The sequence below is a fragment of the Alteribacillus sp. YIM 98480 genome (assembly GCF_009765375.1).
Taxonomy (GTDB): domain Bacteria; phylum Bacillota; class Bacilli; order Bacillales; family Marinococcaceae; genus Alteribacillus.
The window spans coordinates 134,341-150,760 of the sequence record NZ_VTOK01000007.1 but is presented as its reverse complement, the minus strand read 5'-3'; the positions used below and the strand labels follow the sequence as shown (position 1 = coordinate 150,760).

General features: G+C 39.9%; 14 protein-coding genes. 4 read left to right on the top strand and 10 right to left on the bottom strand.

From position 1 onward, the window contains the following. Nucleotides 1–15: 15 nt before the first annotated feature. The 7 genes from FZF09_RS10765 to dnaE all read right to left on the bottom strand — a co-directional run bounded on the left by FZF09_RS10765 (nt 16) and on the right by dnaE (nt 10,822). A complete protein-coding gene (locus FZF09_RS10765) occupies nt 16–411 on the bottom strand; it encodes an FxsA family protein (protein ID WP_158736601.1) in 396 nt (131 codons plus the stop codon). A 72-nt stretch (nt 412–483) separates the two neighbouring features. Continuing rightward, the gene (gene pyk, locus FZF09_RS10760; protein ID WP_158736690.1) at nt 484–2,238 is read right to left on the bottom strand and encodes a pyruvate kinase; all 1,755 of its coding nucleotides are present in this window, start codon (nt 2,236–2,238) and stop codon (nt 484–486) included. A 62-nt stretch (nt 2,239–2,300) separates the two neighbouring features. Beyond that, on the bottom strand, nt 2,301–3,260 hold the full coding sequence (gene pfkA, locus FZF09_RS10755) for a 6-phosphofructokinase (protein WP_158736600.1): 960 nt from the start codon (nt 3,258–3,260) through the stop codon (nt 2,301–2,303). A gap of 395 nt (nt 3,261–3,655) precedes the next feature. Next, complete coding sequence (gene accA / locus FZF09_RS10750; RefSeq protein WP_158736599.1) at nt 3,656–4,639, bottom strand: acetyl-CoA carboxylase carboxyl transferase subunit alpha; 984 nt, start codon at nt 4,637–4,639, stop codon at nt 3,656–3,658. A 14-nt stretch (nt 4,640–4,653) separates the two neighbouring features. Beyond that, nucleotides 4,654–5,511, bottom strand: coding sequence for an acetyl-CoA carboxylase, carboxyltransferase subunit beta (gene accD, locus FZF09_RS10745; protein ID WP_158736598.1), 858 nt, complete (start codon nt 5,509–5,511; stop codon nt 4,654–4,656). Between the two features lie 629 nt (nt 5,512–6,140). Beyond that, nucleotides 6,141–7,379 (bottom strand): NADP-dependent malic enzyme, encoded by a 1,239-nt coding sequence (ystJ, locus tag FZF09_RS10740; RefSeq protein WP_158736597.1) that lies wholly within the window; start codon nt 7,377–7,379, stop codon nt 6,141–6,143. A 110-nt stretch (nt 7,380–7,489) separates the two neighbouring features. Then, nucleotides 7,490–10,822: a DNA polymerase III subunit alpha gene (gene dnaE / locus FZF09_RS10735; RefSeq protein ID WP_158736596.1), complete on the bottom strand. Its 3,333-nt coding sequence runs from the start codon at nt 10,820–10,822 to the stop codon at nt 7,490–7,492. Between the two features lie 147 nt (nt 10,823–10,969). Here dnaE and ytrH point away from each other — a divergent pair, with 147 nt between their 5' ends. The 3 genes from ytrH to FZF09_RS10720 all read left to right on the top strand — a co-directional run bounded on the left by ytrH (nt 10,970) and on the right by FZF09_RS10720 (nt 12,463). After that, on the top strand, nt 10,970–11,329 hold the full coding sequence (gene ytrH, locus FZF09_RS10730; protein ID WP_091581774.1) for a sporulation membrane protein YtrH: 360 nt from the start codon (nt 10,970–10,972) through the stop codon (nt 11,327–11,329). Next, the gene (ytrI, locus tag FZF09_RS10725) at nt 11,326–11,832 is read left to right on the top strand and encodes a sporulation membrane protein YtrI (RefSeq protein ID WP_158736595.1); all 507 of its coding nucleotides are present in this window, start codon (nt 11,326–11,328) and stop codon (nt 11,830–11,832) included. The genes ytrH and ytrI overlap by 4 nt, the downstream gene beginning before the upstream one ends. 421 nt (nt 11,833–12,253) lie before the next feature. Continuing rightward, nucleotides 12,254–12,463, top strand: a complete 210-nt coding sequence (locus FZF09_RS10720) for a YtzJ family protein (RefSeq protein ID WP_158736594.1) — start codon at nt 12,254–12,256, stop codon at nt 12,461–12,463. 91 nt (nt 12,464–12,554) lie between these two features. On the opposite strand, the gene FZF09_RS10715 is transcribed toward FZF09_RS10720, so the two are convergent. Then, nucleotides 12,555–13,508 (bottom strand): DHH family phosphoesterase, encoded by a 954-nt coding sequence (locus tag FZF09_RS10715; protein WP_158736593.1) that lies wholly within the window; start codon nt 13,506–13,508, stop codon nt 12,555–12,557. A gap of 118 nt (nt 13,509–13,626) precedes the next feature. Here FZF09_RS10715 and FZF09_RS10710 point away from each other — a divergent pair, with 118 nt between their 5' ends. Further along, entirely contained in the window at nt 13,627–13,938 is a 312-nt protein-coding gene (locus FZF09_RS10710) for a YtpI family protein (RefSeq protein WP_158736592.1), read from the top strand. A gap of 110 nt (nt 13,939–14,048) precedes the next feature. Here the strand turns inward: FZF09_RS10710 and FZF09_RS10705 are convergent, their stop codons facing one another. Both FZF09_RS10705 and FZF09_RS10700 read right to left on the bottom strand, forming a co-directional pair. Next, complete coding sequence (locus tag FZF09_RS10705; RefSeq protein WP_158736591.1) at nt 14,049–15,359, bottom strand: CBS domain-containing protein; 1,311 nt, start codon at nt 15,357–15,359, stop codon at nt 14,049–14,051. Nucleotides 15,360–15,603: 244 nt separating this feature from the next. Then, nucleotides 15,604–16,287, bottom strand: a complete 684-nt coding sequence (locus FZF09_RS10700) for a metal-dependent hydrolase (RefSeq protein ID WP_158736590.1) — start codon at nt 16,285–16,287, stop codon at nt 15,604–15,606. Between the last annotated feature and the right edge of the window lie 133 nt (nt 16,288–16,420).

Sequence of the window (16,420 nt, the reverse complement as noted above, 5' to 3'; positions counted from 1 at the left end):
AACAGACTTACCAGTTTACTTCTTCTGGAAATAAATAATGCTGCCGTTTTGAATCAGTTTAGCAAAAATCCTTTCTAACAGTGCTTTTATCAGCGCTCTCGTATAAGGGATCAAAAGAAAAAAACCAACAGCATCTGTAATAAATCCTGGTGTCAATAAAACAGCCCCTCCAACCAGAATACAAATGCCGTCTAAAACAAGCCCGCCTGGAACTTCCCCGTTTTGCATTTGCAGCTGAGCAGTTCTAATTGTATTCAATCCTTCTTTTTTCGCAAGCCATGCCCCTAATATTCCAGTTAAAATTATAAGAAGTATCGTCGGCCAAACCCCTATCATATTTCCAGAAAGTACCAACAAACCAATTTCTAAAGCAGGCACTATTATCAAAAGTAGCACGAACCATTTACCCACAAATTGTTCCTCCCTTTTGAATCGGTTAGACAAAAGCTGCTCCGACCAAATCGGAACAGCTCTTTCATCTTTTTATAGTACGCTGGCGTGTCCTCGGTAAAGATCGCCGCGAGAACCATCCACCGTTATCTCTTCTCCATCTTCAAACAAATCTATCGCTTCTTTCACTCCTACTATTACTGGAATACCCAAATTCAACCCTACAACGGCTGCATGAGAGGTTAATCCACCTTCTTCTGTAATGACAGCAGCTGCTTTTTCAAAGGCTGGAATCATATCTTTATCCGTACTGTAAGTAACTAAAATGTTGCCTTCTTCCATTTTTTCATTTGCTTCATTTGCAGAACGAGCAATAACCACTCTGCCAGATGCTGTTTTGCGGCCAATTCCCTGCCCTTTACCAATGATTTCACCGATGACATGTACTTTCATAATATTAGTAGTTCCTGTTTCCCCAACAGGTACACCTGCAGTAATCACCACTAGATCGCCGTGGCTGACCAGTCCTGCTTTTAATGATTCTCTAACCGTGCTGTCAAGCATTTCATCAGTAGTCTTTGCTGGATTCCCAAGAAGCGGCGTTACCCCCCAAACGAGAGAAAGCTTGCGCAATACTTTCTCATTGCTCGTAACAGCAACAATTGGAGATTCTGGACGGTATTTAGATACAATTTTTGCAGTGTAGCCGCTTTCTGTTGCAGTTAGAATAGCTGCCGCATTTAAGTTATAAGCAGTATGAGAAACAGATTGACTAATAGAATTTGTAATGGATCTGCTGCTTTCCTTTGTGCGCTGGCTTAAAATGTTTTCATATTTTAAGGCAGACTCCGCTTTCATAGCAATATTACTCATTGTCTGCACCGCTTCAACTGGATAATCCCCAGCAGCTGTTTCTCCTGAAAGCATAATGGCATCCGTACCATCAAAAATCGCATTAGCTACATCACTTGCTTCTGCTCTTGTCGGACGCGGATTGCGCTGCATCGAATCAAGCATTTGTGTCGCTGTGATAACCGGTTTTGCTAATGTGTTGCATTTCTTTATCAAGTTTTTCTGAGCGAGCGGAACTTCTTCGGGCGGAATTTCTACACCGAGATCTCCTCGTGCTACCATTAAGCCGTCTGATACTTCTAAAATTTCATCTATGTTCTCAATGCCTTCCTGGTTTTCTATTTTTGGTATGATTTGAATGTCTTCTGCCTGGTGCTTTTCAAGAAGTTCTCTAATTTCTAAAACATCAGAGGTACGTCTCACAAAAGAAGCCGCAATAAAGTCCACTTCCTGCTCAATACCAAACTCAATATCTGCCGCATCTTTTTCCGTAATACCTGGAAGATTTACTTTGACGTTGGGCAGGTTAACTCCTTTTTTATTTTTAAGCTCTCCGCTGTTCAATACCTTCGTTTTCACGTCTTTACCAGAAATCTCAAGAACTTCTAGTTCAATTAAACCATCATCTAAAAGAACTTTTTTCCCCGCTTCTAAATCATCGGCAAGACCTGGATACGTCACAGATATTTTTTCAGGGGTCCCTTCTACTTCTTCAGCAGATATAATTAATTCCTGGCCTCTTTCAAGGTTAATAGCTCCGTTTTTCATCGTTTGGGTTCTTATTTCCGGGCCTTTTGTATCAAGAAGGATAGCAACGTTTTTCCCTAATTCTTTTGCCGTTTCTCGTATGGTATCAATACGCGCTTTGTGTTCATCAAAATCTCCATGCGAAAAATTAAGACGAGCAACATTCATACCAGCTTTCATTAAACTTTTTAACATTGCAGGAGATTCACTTGCTGGGCCGATCGTACATACAATTTTTGTTTTTCTCATCATTGTCCTCCTCTTCAGTTTTCCCTAGATTATTGTATCATAGCTTGTATTTCGTACTAGGATTAGATAGAAAGTTCTTGAGAGAGACGATACATATCTCTATCAATTTCATGCGTTTCAGAAAGTGCCTCTGAAATGTTTTTATGAACAACTTTATTGTTTCTAATACCAACCATACAACCTTGTTCTCCATTTAATAAAAGTTCAACCGCATTTGCTCCAAGACGGCTGGCAAGTACGCGGTCATAAGCAGTAGGAGATCCGCCGCGCTGAATGTGACCGAGCACGGTGACCCGTGTTTCTAGATTGGTTTCTTCTTTAATTTTCTGCCCAAATTCAGGGCCGCTGCCAACCCCTTCTGCCACAATGATAATACTGTGCTTTTTCCCCCGTTCATGCCCTCTTCTTAACCTGCCAACAATATCTTCCATATGATAATCTTCTTCAGGAATAATGATTGTTTCTGCACCGTCTGCTAAACCTGCCCAAAGTGCAAGATCTCCAGCGTTTCTTCCCATGACTTCAATCACATAAGTCCGCTCATGGGAGGTGGCAGTATCACGTATTTTGTCAATTGCGTTAATTACTGTATTAAGTGCGGTATCAAAACCTATAGTATAGTCCGTTCCTGGGATATCATTATCGATAGTTCCTGGAATACCAATGGTAGGGTAACCAAGCTCTGTCAGTTTTTCTGCTCCCCTAAAAGAGCCGTCTCCTCCTATTACTACGAGCCCTTCAATGCCTAGGGCCTTTAAATTTTCTATTGCTTTCTGCCTTCCTTCCGGTGTTTTAAACTCCTCACAGCGAGCTGTATATAATTTCGTGCCGCCCCTGTGAATAATGTCACCAACATCTCCAATTTCCAGCTTATCAATTTCGTTATTGATTAAACCTGCATAGCCGTATTTCACACCATATACTTCCACTCCATGATAGATAGCTTTACGGACTACCGCCCGGATTGCTGCATTCATTCCTGGAGAGTCGCCTCCGCTTGTCAGTACTCCGATTTTTTTCATACTATATTCACTCCTTATTTCATAGTAAAGCTCTATTTCATTTACTCATTTCATTAAATCATTTTCAAAATTAGGTTTGCAAAAAATATTAAAAGTTGAATGAATGAATTTCATCATTCATTTCTATATCATTATAAACGAACATTATATAAAATTTCCTCGTTATCGTTCAATTTTGCTTCAGGCGGACGCTTTCCGCTACAATTGATATAATGTTCGTTTTTGCTAATTAAAATAGCGCTTATAAAATTGATTTTCAAAAAACAAACCTTATGTAAGAAAATTTCTCTATCTTGTTTCCGTTCACTGTTAAATTGGGATGTAAAAAAACTAGTTTGTTGCCATATTAATTTCCTATACTCAAAGAAAAAATGCTTTCCGACACTCAGAAAGCACTAATTCTCTCGTTCACCAGTGACAACGCTTTCACCGGTTACTTCGCCGATCTGTTTGTATTTTTCGTAACGTTCTGTGATTAATTCCTCAGCAGTTCTTTGCCAAAGCGTATGTAAGGAACGCTCCAAAACGTCATCCATATAGGAAGCTTGTTTTTCCAAATTTTTATGAGCCCCGCCCTTAACCTCTTTTATCATTTCATCAATAATACCTAATTCTTTTAAGTCAGGGGCCGTGATACGCATTGTTTGTGCTGCTTGTTTGGCATAACTTGCATCTTTCCATAGCAATGCAGCTGCACCTTCAGGTGATATAACGGAATAGGTTGAGTTTTCAAGCATATGAATTTGGTTGCCGACTCCTAGCGCCAGAGCACCTCCGCTTCCGCCTTCTCCGATCACAATGCTTATAATAGGCACACGCAGCCCGGCCATTTCTAACAAATTACGTGCAATTGCTTCGCTTTGTCCGCGTTCTTCTGCTGCTTTTCCTGGGTACGCTCCCTTTGTATCAATAAAACATATAACGGGCCTGGAAAACTTCTCCGCTTGTTTCATCAACCGCAATGCTTTTCTGTACCCTTCTGGATGCGGCATGCCGAAATTGCGGCGGATGTTTTCCTTTGTATCTTTTCCGCGCTGGTGACCGATCACGGTGACTGGCTGTCCTTTATATTTCGCGATGCCGCCGACAATCGCTTCGTCATCTCCGTAAAGCCTGTCCCCATGAAGTTCTAGAAAGTCGGTGAACAGTTGATTAATATAGTCATATGTTGTGGGCCGCTCTCCATGTCTGGCAATTTGAACACGCTGCCAGGGTGTGAGATTCCCGTATATATCGTCTTCTAGCTGCTTAAGACGATCTTCTAAATTAGTGATTTCACCGCTCAAGTCTATGTCTTTTTCTTCTGTAAAAGATTTTAATTCATTTATCTTTTCACGAAGTTCTATTACTGGCTTTTCAAAAGGTAAATAACTATGCAAAGCTTGTCACCTCCTTACTTCTCTTTGTAACCATGTATATCTAAAATCGAGGCTAACGTTTCTTTCATCTCTTGTCTAGGTACAACCTTATCAAGCTGTCCATGCTTTAATAAAAATTCGGCTGTTTGAAAATCTTCCGGTAATTCTTGACGAATGGTCTGTTCGATGATTCTGCGTCCTGCAAAACCGATCAGTGCTGCCGGTTCAGCCAAATTGTAATCACCAAGAGAAGCAAAACTTGCTGATACTCCCCCTGTTGTAGGATGTGTCATTACAGATACAAATAATAAACCTGCCTCATCAAGCCTTTTTAGTGCAGCACTTGTTTTTGCCATTTGCATTAGGCTGAGGACGCCCTCTTGCATTCGCGCTCCTCCTGAAGCAGAAAACATAATAAAAGGACGTTGTTTTAATAACGCATGTTCGATGGCACGGGTGATTTTTTCTCCTACAGCAGAACCCATACTGCCCATGCGAAACCTTTGATCCATCACACCAATAACAACAGGACATCCTTCTATATATCCTTCACCTGTTACCACCGCCTCATTCAATTTCGTTTTTTGACGGTCTTTTTCAAGTTTTTGTTCATACTCAGGAAATGATAAAGGATCTCTAGAAGTAATTTCCGCATTGAATTCAACGAACGTCCCCTCTTCAATTAAGGAGTTGATTCGTTCATAAGCAGTCATAGGCAGATGATGACCGCAGCTGATGCAAACCATATCATGTTTTTTTAGTTCTTTCGTATAAACAATGGATTTGCATTCTGGACATTTAGTCATGACGCCGTCATTCATTTTGACTGGCTGCTGGCGTTCTGATGGAATCTTCGCGTATTTTCTTTTTTTATTGAAAAAATCCTTTAACACGAGGACACCTTCTTTACTATCTGTACTATGTGTAAATTAGAAAAACTCGGCTAATTACCTTGTAATGGAAACAATACCACGGCATTCATAATCCTTACGTGGAGTGCCGTTATTTTGCTTATGCGCTTTATCGATAAAAGTATACTTTCGAATAGTGATAGAATGCTGACAGTACAAATTTCGGAAGCCTTAATCTTTACCAATACTTTTCTTAAAGTTTAAAGAAAAACACATCCTCTTTGTAAGATAACCGTTTATTGGAAGCTGCATCAGTCCTAATTGCAGTATTTCCTCTTTACTATTACGTATACAAGCAAGCGAACAGCTTTTTGTACATATATGCATTCTTGTTTGTGCGAATCATCCGGACTTTTTTCTCTTTAAAGATGTTTCTCTTAGATAGAAAAAAGAGCAATGATTTCAACAAGCAGGCATCCGCCTGCTTGTTAAACAAAAATGCCTTCTTCAAATAGGGCCGCACTTTCAACTTTTCGAACAGAGGAGCGACCGACTCAAAGACGATCGCTCTATTCCGTCCAGACGCGCTTGCTTCAACTATCAACCTGCCATTTTACATTCCCTTACTTTTAGGCAGCATTTTCTTTACGTTTCACCATGATTGTTCCTTGTTATGCTTTGTCAATAATAGAAAGCCTTCTTGTCTTTTCCGCTACTTCGTCGGGATTAACCTCTTTACGTGCTACCCCGGTTTCCATGGCTGTGCGGGCTACGGCTGCGGCCACAGCTGGCGCAACTCGCCCATCAAACGGAGCCGGTATAACATAGTCTGGTGTTAGTTCTTTTTTTTCAATTAAATCTGCGATAGCATAAACGGCTGCTTTTTTCATTTCTTCATTAATAATTGTAGCATTAACATCTAATGCCCCGCGGAAGATCCCAGGAAAAGCAAGGACATTATTTACTTGATTCGGAAAGTCCGAACGGCCTGTTCCTATTACTTTTGCTCCGGCTTCCTTTGCATCGTCAGGCATTATTTCCGGATCAGGATTTGCCATAGCAAAAATGATAGGATCATCGTTCATCGATTGAATCATTTCTTTCGTTAATGCACCTGCTACGGATACCCCAATAAACACATCAGTGTTTTTCATTACATCAGCAAGTTTACCTTCAGCTCTGTCTTTATTCGTTACTTTTGCAATCTCAGCTTTCACATCATTCATGCCGTATGTTCGACCGTCATAAATAGCGCCTTTAGAGTCACATAAAATGACATCACGCACGCCTAGACGCTGCAATAACTTAATAATAGCTATTCCTGCTGAACCAGCCCCATTGACCACAACTCGAATTTCAGATAAAGATTTTCCGTTTACTTTTAATGCGTTAATTAAACCTGCAGCGGTTACGATAGCTGTACCATGCTGATCATCATGGAAGACCGGAATATTCGTTTCTTTTTTTAATCTTTCTTCAATAATAAAGCAATTTGGAGCAGCAATATCTTCTAGGTTAACCCCGCCAAAAGTTGGCTGCATCAACTTTACTGTTTCCACAATTCGATCAACATCTGTAGTATCTAAACAAACAGGAAATGCATCCACTCCGGCAAAAGATTTAAATAAAACCGCTTTACCTTCCATGACAGGAAGCGCTGCTTCAGGGCCGATATTTCCTAGACCCAATACTGCTGTACCATCGGAAACAACCGCTACCATGTTTCCTTTCATTGTATACTCAAAAACTTTCTGTTTGTCATCGAAAATAGCTTTACAAGGCTCAGCCACTCCCGGGGAATAAGCAAGACTTAAGTCCTTAGCGTTTCTTACTGGAACTTTTGATTTGGATTCCAGCTTCCCTTGGTTCTCCCGGTGAATATGCAAAGCTTCTTCTCTTGTCGTTGACAAAATCTCCACTCTCCTTCTTCCATAATCCGTGCGGCCTTATCTTAATATATGGTTAAAACGAATAGACCACTGCAAAACTTATCTTATTATAACAGATGAGATAGACATGTTCACCCTATATGTTTTTTTAACACAACAAATTCTTCTCCCAATATTTGTTTTAATTCCTCTAAGCACGGGGTTGAGCCATCTGTACGAAATCTATCTGCTAATTTAATCACTTTGTTTTCTTGATCATAAACAAGGCATACTTGTACACCGCCTGGATATTTGCCCAGTATCTGTTTTATTTTTTCTGCCGCTGTTTTCTTATTTTTTTGTTTTTCTATTTTTAAAAACAAAAGATCACCTGACTGTTTTCGTAAATCTTCTAAATAAAGCACATGATCAGCGAGCAGTTTTTGTTTATTGCTCTTTCTGTCCTGCCTGCCGCCGATTAAGATAGGAATCTGCTCTGTGAGCGTTTTTCTTATTTTTCGATAAATGTTTGGAAAAATGACAATCTCCATGTCTCCGGTTCCGTCTGTAATAGTGAGAAACGCCATACTCTGGCCGTTTTTTGTCCTTACCTGCTTCATTTCTTCTACCATTCCTGCAGCCCATATTTTTTGTTTAGAAGCAGGAAGTCTACCAAATAAAGATACCGGCTGAAATCGTGCTAGTATTTTTTGATAACGGTCGAGCGGATGACCGCTTAAATAAAAGCCAGTAGCTTCTTTTTCAGCTTCAAAGCATTCATTTTCAGAGAATGGTTCTGTCTGTACGAAACGGAAGTCATATTCTCCTTCAGAAATGAGCCCGCCAAGATCTTTTTGAAATTCAGCAAATTCGATCGCTCTTTCAATAGATGCCAGCATTACAGCACGATTATTAGCAAAATCATCAAAGGCTCCAGCTTTTATTAAAGATTCCAGCGCCCCCCTGTTTACATTTTTTGTGTCCATCCTAACAATAAAATCAATCATACCTTGAAACTCTCCATGTTTTCTCTCTTCTAGGATAGAACGTACGAGATTCGTATTTACTTGTTTAATAGCAAGCAGCCCAAAATATATATGATTTCTTACCGCATGAAACCCGGCTTCGCTTCGGTGAATAGAAGGTGGGTTAACAGTTAATCCCTTTTGTTTCGCTTCTCTTAAATAGGCAGCCGTTTTTGATGGATTGTTCATATTCATTGTTAATAAAGCAGCATAAAAATAAGCAGGATAGTGAGCCTTTAAATAAGCAAGCTGATAGGCAATAAAGCTGTATGCTACTGCATGAGAACGATTAAACCCATAATCGGCAAACCGCACGATCAAATCATAAACTTTAGAAGCTTCGGCTTGCGTACATCCCGTCTTTTTTGCGCCAGCTACAAATCGGTCACGCTCTGTTTCTAAAATAGTTCTATCCTTTTTACTAACAGCACGGCGAAGTAAATCGGCTTCACCAAAAGAATAGCCTGCCATTTCAGAAGCAATTTGCATGATTTGCTCTTGATAGACAATCACCCCAAACGTTGGAGCTAATATGTGTTTTATTCTGTTATGAGGATAGTCCGGAGCAGAATGACCATGTTTTCTTTTGGCATAGACAGGAATATTTTCCATTGGTCCCGGTCTGTAAAGGGCATTTACAGCAGCAATATCTTCAAATGTTGTTGGTTTAATCTGCTGAAGAGCCTGTCTCATGCCTGGGGATTCCAATTGAAACACGCCAGTCGTATCTCCATTTGACAGCATAGCATACGTTTTAGAATCATCAGCAGGAAGATCTCGTAAATAAATGGTTGTTCCTTCTTGCTTTTTAATAGTCCGCGTAATTCGTTCAAGCAAACTTAAATTTTTTAAACCGAGAAAATCCATCTTTAACAATCCTATTTCTTCTAGATGATCCATCGGATATTGGGTGAGCAGAAGATCATCGCCTTTATGCATAAGCGGAACATGCTCTGTTAAAAGGTCTTCACTCATCACTACACCAGCGGCATGAACCGATGTATGCCGAGGAAGGCCTTCTATTTTTGAAGCCAGCTTAAGTATCGATGCGGCCTGCGGTTCCCGCTGAATTAATTCTTGTAACGACACATCTGCTTTGTACGCTTTTTTTAATGTCATCCCCGGCTCCTGCGGGATAAAAGAAGCCATCCGATCAATCAAGGCTTGAGGAGCTTCCATGATTCTGCCAGCATCTCTTAACGATGCCCGCGCCCCAAAAGTACCGAATGTGATGATTTGAGCAACCCGCTCTTTTCCATACTTTTCTGCTACATATTTAATGACTTCATCGCGCCGGTAATCTGGAAAATCAATATCAATATCAGGCATTGTTACCCGCTCAGGATTTAAAAATCGCTCAAATAATAAATCATGTTCTAAAGGATCTACATCCGTAATTTCCAGCACATAAGATACTAATGATCCTGCAGCAGATCCCCTTCCTGGTCCAACCAACATTCCTTGTTTGCGGGCATACCTTACAAAATCAGCAACAATTAAAAAATAATCATTGAATCCCATCCCATCAATTACTTGCAGCTCATAATCCAAACGTTCTTTTACTTTGTCTGTGATTTCATCATAGCGATACGCTGCTCCTTCATCACAAAGCCTTCTTAACTCTTCTTTTGCCGATTGGCCGGCAGGAAGTGGGAATTTAGGCAGCAATGTTTGTTCAAAATTTATCTTCACATTGCATTTGTCTGCAATTTCAGCCGTTTTTAATAAGGAACCTGTTTCACCGTCAAAGGCTTCTTTTATTTCATCCGTATATAGGAAATGGCCAGACAGATAGTCCGGACGGGCTTTTATGTTTTTTATAGCTGCCCCTTCTGCAATAGCTTTCAGTGCATAGAGCCCTTCTTTTTCTTCTTCATCCGCCATGTGAATATTATTTCCCGCAGCTAACGGAACGTTTGATTGTAAGGATAATTGTTCCCATGCGTTCCATACATCACTTTCGCCATGGACAGGCTGTTTCTCCAAATATACTCGTTCTTCATCAAGAGCATTGATGTAACACTCTAATACCTCTGCTGCCTTATTTTGCTCGTTTTGACGAATCAGCTCTGCGACTTCACTATCTGCGTACGGAAGCAGAATAAAACAGTCTTTTATCCGTTCTGCAGCCGTTTGGAAAGGGATATAGCCCTCTGTTTGTTTGATGGTAGAGAGATTCAGCAAAGCACGGTACCCTTCATTATTTTCAGCAAGGAGAATGAGTGGATAATCCCCCTCTAATTCTAAACCAGCTATCCATAATTCCAGCCCGATAATTGGTTTTATTTCTTTTTCTATACATTGTTTATAAAAAGGAATAACACCGTGCATATTATTTTTATCTGTAATAGCAAGAGCAGACATGTTATCATCAGCTGCTTTGTTAACAAGTGTACGAATTCTCGCTGTACTTTCAAGCAAGCTGTATTCCGTATGTGTATGTAAATGAACAAACTCCATAGCAGGCTCTCCTTTTTGTACTTCTCGGTACTTTATCCGGTTTTACGCCTTTCTTATAAGTATGAATAGCTTTTCCAAGGAAAACAAGCATATAACACCCCTTCTTTTCTTATATTTAATAAGAGAAAAAGTTGTCCTTGTTCACAAATGATAAAGGGGGGAACCTCAGTGATCAGTCGAGAATTCGCAGGAACACTGATTATGGACTTTTTTGTAGCATTTGGTGTCATTATAGGCGGCTCCATTATAGGCGGCATGGGCGCCTTATTAATTGGAAAACCCCCATTGTCTACCATTCACGACCTGGCTGCCAGTTTAAAAATTTGGGCGCTCGTTGCGGCTATTGGAGGAACCTTTGATGCCATCACTTCACTTGAACGCGGTCTTTTATCCGGTACTCATGCAGATATTTTCAAAACACTTGCCATGATTTGTGCTGCATTGGGAGGAGCCAATACAGGAACACTTCTTATACAATGGATCACCCAGGAGCAAATCACTCCATGAGAATACCGCCTTATTACCGACGTCCAGGCTGGCAGCGTTTTTTTGCCGGCATCATGATGGGAGCACTCGGCGGCTGGGCTTTTTTTCTTTTTCAATTTGGTGCCGTCCATGAAGAACTTGTGATCGAAATCAATAAACAACGCATTCAAATCGAAAACCAAAAAGAACAGATAGACATATTACGAAGCGAGGAAAAAAAACGAAATGAAGAAAATGAAAAAAAGCTAACCATTCAAGAAACAAACATCAATTTTACAAATGAACAAAAACTCCGCTTAAACGAATTAGCCCTATATGAATTAAAACAACAAGTAGACGATGAAGTGAAATTTCTTAAAAATAAAAACATTGAAAGCGTCGTAGAAGGAAAAGAACTTATTAAAAAAGCGATAGAAAATAAAACATATAAGGTTGGAGACAATGAATACCGGCTTCATATAGAAGAAATGTATATCTATACGAGCTTAGAGCTTCATATAAAAATCAACCTGAGAGACTCTTAATCAAATGAATGAAATTTCATCATTCATTTCTATATCATTACAAACGACCATTATATAACCCCCCTCGTCATCGTTCGAATTTCGCTTCAGGCGGATGTTCTTACTCTATGGGCACAAGCGCGAAACTCCCTTTGTTCGTTATCGTAGTGTCTTCTTTGCACGGGCTTGGCTTCAGCCTCTGCGGTGTCTTCAGCTCAAGCTTATCCCGCAGGATTCGCCGCCTGCCGCTGCAATCGATATAATGTTTGTTTTTCAAAATAGCACTTATGAATTTAATCTAAATAACCAATTTTTGAATTTTTTTATAATCAATCAATACAAAGCGAAAAAAATTCGGTATAATATTAGAAAAGTATACCGCTTTTTATATTAAGGTAATCCTTCTTCATACAAGCCATTTACTTTTGAGGAGGTGCTCGTGATGGATTTGACAGGAAAAGAGATGATAATGAACCGGAAAGAAATGGCTCTTCAAAAAGTAGAAAAAATTAAGGCAGGATACTCTGCTTTCGCTGAGTCGCATGAAGTAACCGCTATGATTAGAAAAGAACTCGAAAAGCAGGACATTGATGTGTATGAAGACAAGACAGACCTCGGTTCCTGGTTTATTCCAACCAATAAAAAAGAGTAGAGTAAGTAAGTCTCTCGATTCGACCAAACAAGCTCCGGACTGTGTTTATACATTCCGGAGCTTCTTTCACTATTAAGAAAAGCCGATTCATCTAGTAACTCTTACAAAGGGCTTCAAGCTCCTCGATAATATCTTCTGTTTCTTTTTTATTTTGGGCTTTTGCTCCGGCTGCCATAGGATGACCGCCGCCATTATGATTGGCTGCTACTTCATTAATAACTGGACCTTTTGAACGAAGTCTTACCCTGTAATTGTTATTTTCTTCATCTTCTACAAAAAATACCCACGCTTTTAACCCTGCTGTATCGGAAAAAGAATTAATCACAGCAGAAGATTCATTGACGGTAATCTCATATTCATCTAGCATCTTTTTCGTTATATACATAATGCCCAGACCGTTTTCGGTCATCTCAAAATCTTGCAGCACGCTGCCCTTGAAACGAACAAGCTTTTCATGATTCTCATAGAAACGGGTAAACAGTTCTGTTGTATCAAAATCATACTCTAGTGCTTCTGCAGCAAGCCGTAATGTCTGCGGTGTTGTATTAGAGAATTGAAATCGTCCTGTATCGCCGACTATTCCGGCATACAAAAGTCTGGCTGCATCTTTTGGCAGCTCCCAGTTATGTGATTTTTTCCCTTCTAATACTAATTCTATCATCATTTCACACGTAGAACTGGCTTCGGTTTTTACCCACATCAGATCCCCATACGATTCTACCTCTGGATGATGATCAATTTTGATTGTTGTTTTTCCCCGCTCCCAGCCTTCTCCGTCGATACGTTCGGTATTGGCTGTGTCACATATAATGACTAGACTGCTTTCTATGTCGTTTTGCTTTTCTCCATTTGCAGACATTCGGGCCAAAAAAGAAAGAGACTCCTCTTCCTCTCCCATTAATACAACTTTTTTATTTGGATAATTAGTTTGAATCAAAGTCCCAAGACCAGCCTGGGAACCAATGGCGTCAGGATCAGGTTTTTCATGACGGTATATATAAATGGTTGGAAAAGCTTCGATCGCTTCAATAATTTTTTGTTTCATCTTACCTTCCTTTCTAATATTGTTCATAAACTAAAGTTTTTATTGTGTTTGCTTCTATATTCTTTTCCAAGTACAATAAAATAAGCATTTTTATTAATACACTTCCCAGGAGGAAAACATGACGCAAATTTTTATTATCATACTTGTTGTAGGACTTGCCATGTATGCTTTTTACAAAATAAAATCAATTCGTTCACAGGCTCCCGCTGAAAAAAAATGGATTCAAACAAAAGCTAACATAAGTCTCGGTGCTTTTATGGCAGGGTTTGGAGCTAACTTGTTATATACAAGCCGCGGTACCGTGGATACGATTATAGGCTCTATCTTTTTAGTGCTTGGTGCAGCTAATATTGTTCTTGGATACCGTGCTTACAAATTGTACTTGCCTTATGCCATAAAGGAAGCAGAAGAACAGCGTATAAATGCATAAAGTGCGAAGACGCCGTCCCAAAAAACAAGTCAAGGGATGGCTTTTTCTTTAAGTATCATAAAACCTTCCATCACATTCCGACTCTTAAATTAAGCTCTCTAGTATTCTTTTTAGCGATCAAGCAGCTGGGCCATGAGTAATGCTTTTCCGACAATTTCTCCTTCGTGATACAGCTCCACGTCCACTTTTCCATGTTTACGGCCTACTTCAAGCAGTTTTCCTTTCATATCTATCGTACTTTCTATTTGAACTGGTTTTATGAAATAAAGCGTGATGTTTTCGACGACAAGGTCGCCTCGTTTGTATTGTTTCAACAACCTGCTTCCGGTTTCAGTCACTAACGTAGTGAGAACACCATATGAAATCATTCCAAGTTGATTTGTCATTTGCGGAGTCACTTCACATTGATAATTGTATTCCGACCCTGCTCCCATTTCATGAAAACGGCCTGTAACCAAATCATCAAGCGTTTCCCCGACATGAGGCTGGCGCTGTGTCATTTGCAATGCTTTTAATACATCCTGTCTGCTTATTACACCGAGAAGATGGCGCTGCTCGTCAATAACAGGAAGTAATTCTATTCCTTCCCATACCATGACGTGGGCTACCGAAGCAACCGATGTTCGTTCGTTCACCGTAATAGGATTTTTAGTCATTACTTTTTCTATTGGTGTTTGCATTTGCGCTCCCAGCACGTCTTTTGCAGCTACCATTCCCTGCACTTTCATTTCCGGATCTATTACCGGATAGCGGCTGTGGCCCGTACGCTGATTCATTTGGTGCCACTTGTCAACTGTGTTGTCTGTCGTCATAAAATACGTATCCTGTAGAGGAATTAAAATATCATTAACGAGTACGATTTCTTTTTTAATCAACTGGTCATAAATAGCTCTGTTTATCATAGTGGCGACCGTAAACGTGTCATAACTTGTTGTGATAACAGGAAGGTCTAGTTCATCAGCTAAAGCAATAACATTTTCATTTGTATCAAAACCGCCGGTAATGAGAACAGCAGCCCCTGCTTCCAATGCAAGCTTGTGTACTTGGTAGCGGTTGCCGACAATTAATAGATTTCCTGCTTCTACATAACGCATCATCGCTTCTAGTTTCATTGCTCCGATAACAAAGCGGTTTAATGTTTTATGCAGTCCGTTCCTGCCCCCAAGAACTTGTCCTTCTACGATGTTAACCACTTCAGCATATGTTAGCTTTTCAATGTTATCTTTTTGCTTCTTTTCTATACGAATCGTTCCTACACGTTCTATCGTACTAACTAGTCCCTGATTTTCGGCTTCTTTTATGGCACGATAAGCTGTTCCTTCACTGACTTGCAGTGCTTTTGCAATTCGCCGTACCGAAATTTTTTCTCCGACTCCAAGTTCTGTAATGTATTGAAGAATTTGTTCATGTTTTGTTGCCATGCCTTTCACCTCACTTTATACGACCTGTACCATTACAATTAAATATCTGTATTATTCCCATTATACGTTCCCGTCTGTACCATAGCAAGAATGAATATTTGTTCAACTATATTTTTTTCCTGGGAAACCAATATTGTAAGCGCTATTACCATGCTAAACGGATGCACTAGAAAAAATACAATAAAAAAAGCTGTTCCAAGTCATAGTTAATAACCTTGGAACAGCACTCTATGATTATTTATTGTTATAAGTCGATGGATTCTCCTGCTTTCAGTGCTTTCCCTTTAATAGGCGATATTGCTTCTACAAACGCCTCTGCATCCTGCTTAATCGGCGGGAAAGTGTTGTAATGTATCGGTACGGCATAGCCCGGATCAACCCATTGAACAGCTTGCTTGGCATCTTCTGGTCCCATCGTAAAGTTATCTCCAATAGGAACGAACAATAAGTCAACATTGTTGCGTTCGCCAATTAACTTTATATCGGAAAACAAACCGGTATCACCCATGTGGTATACCGTCTTGCCTTCTGCTTCTAAGATTATCCCTGCAGGCATTCCAGTATAGACAATTTTTTCATTCTCTTCTTCTGTGTAAGAAGAGCCGTGAAAAGCCTGTGTTAATTTCACACGGCCAAAATCAAAGGTATATCCTCCGCCAATGTGCAGCGGATGGGTTTCTACCCCTTTCCACCCTAAATACGTAGCAAGTTCAAACGGTGCTACTACGAGCGAACGATTGCGTTTGGCAATTTCGACAGTATCTCCCACGTGGTCATTATGGCCGTGTGTCAATAAAATAACATCCGGCTTCACCTTGTCCGCATTGAGGTCACACAATTCGTTACCTGTGATAAATGGGTCAATTAAAATGTTTTTTCCATTAGTTTCAATGTTAACAACGGAATGTCCGTGATAACTTACTTTCATTCTGTGCCCTCCCTTAGTTTTCTTTTATCGGGAAATGTTTTTTCTGTCCCTTTACTACTTTTCGATCCATATCTTCTTTTTCCTTTTCTTACGTTATAATAAACTTAAAAATTTGTAAAACAACAGCAATACT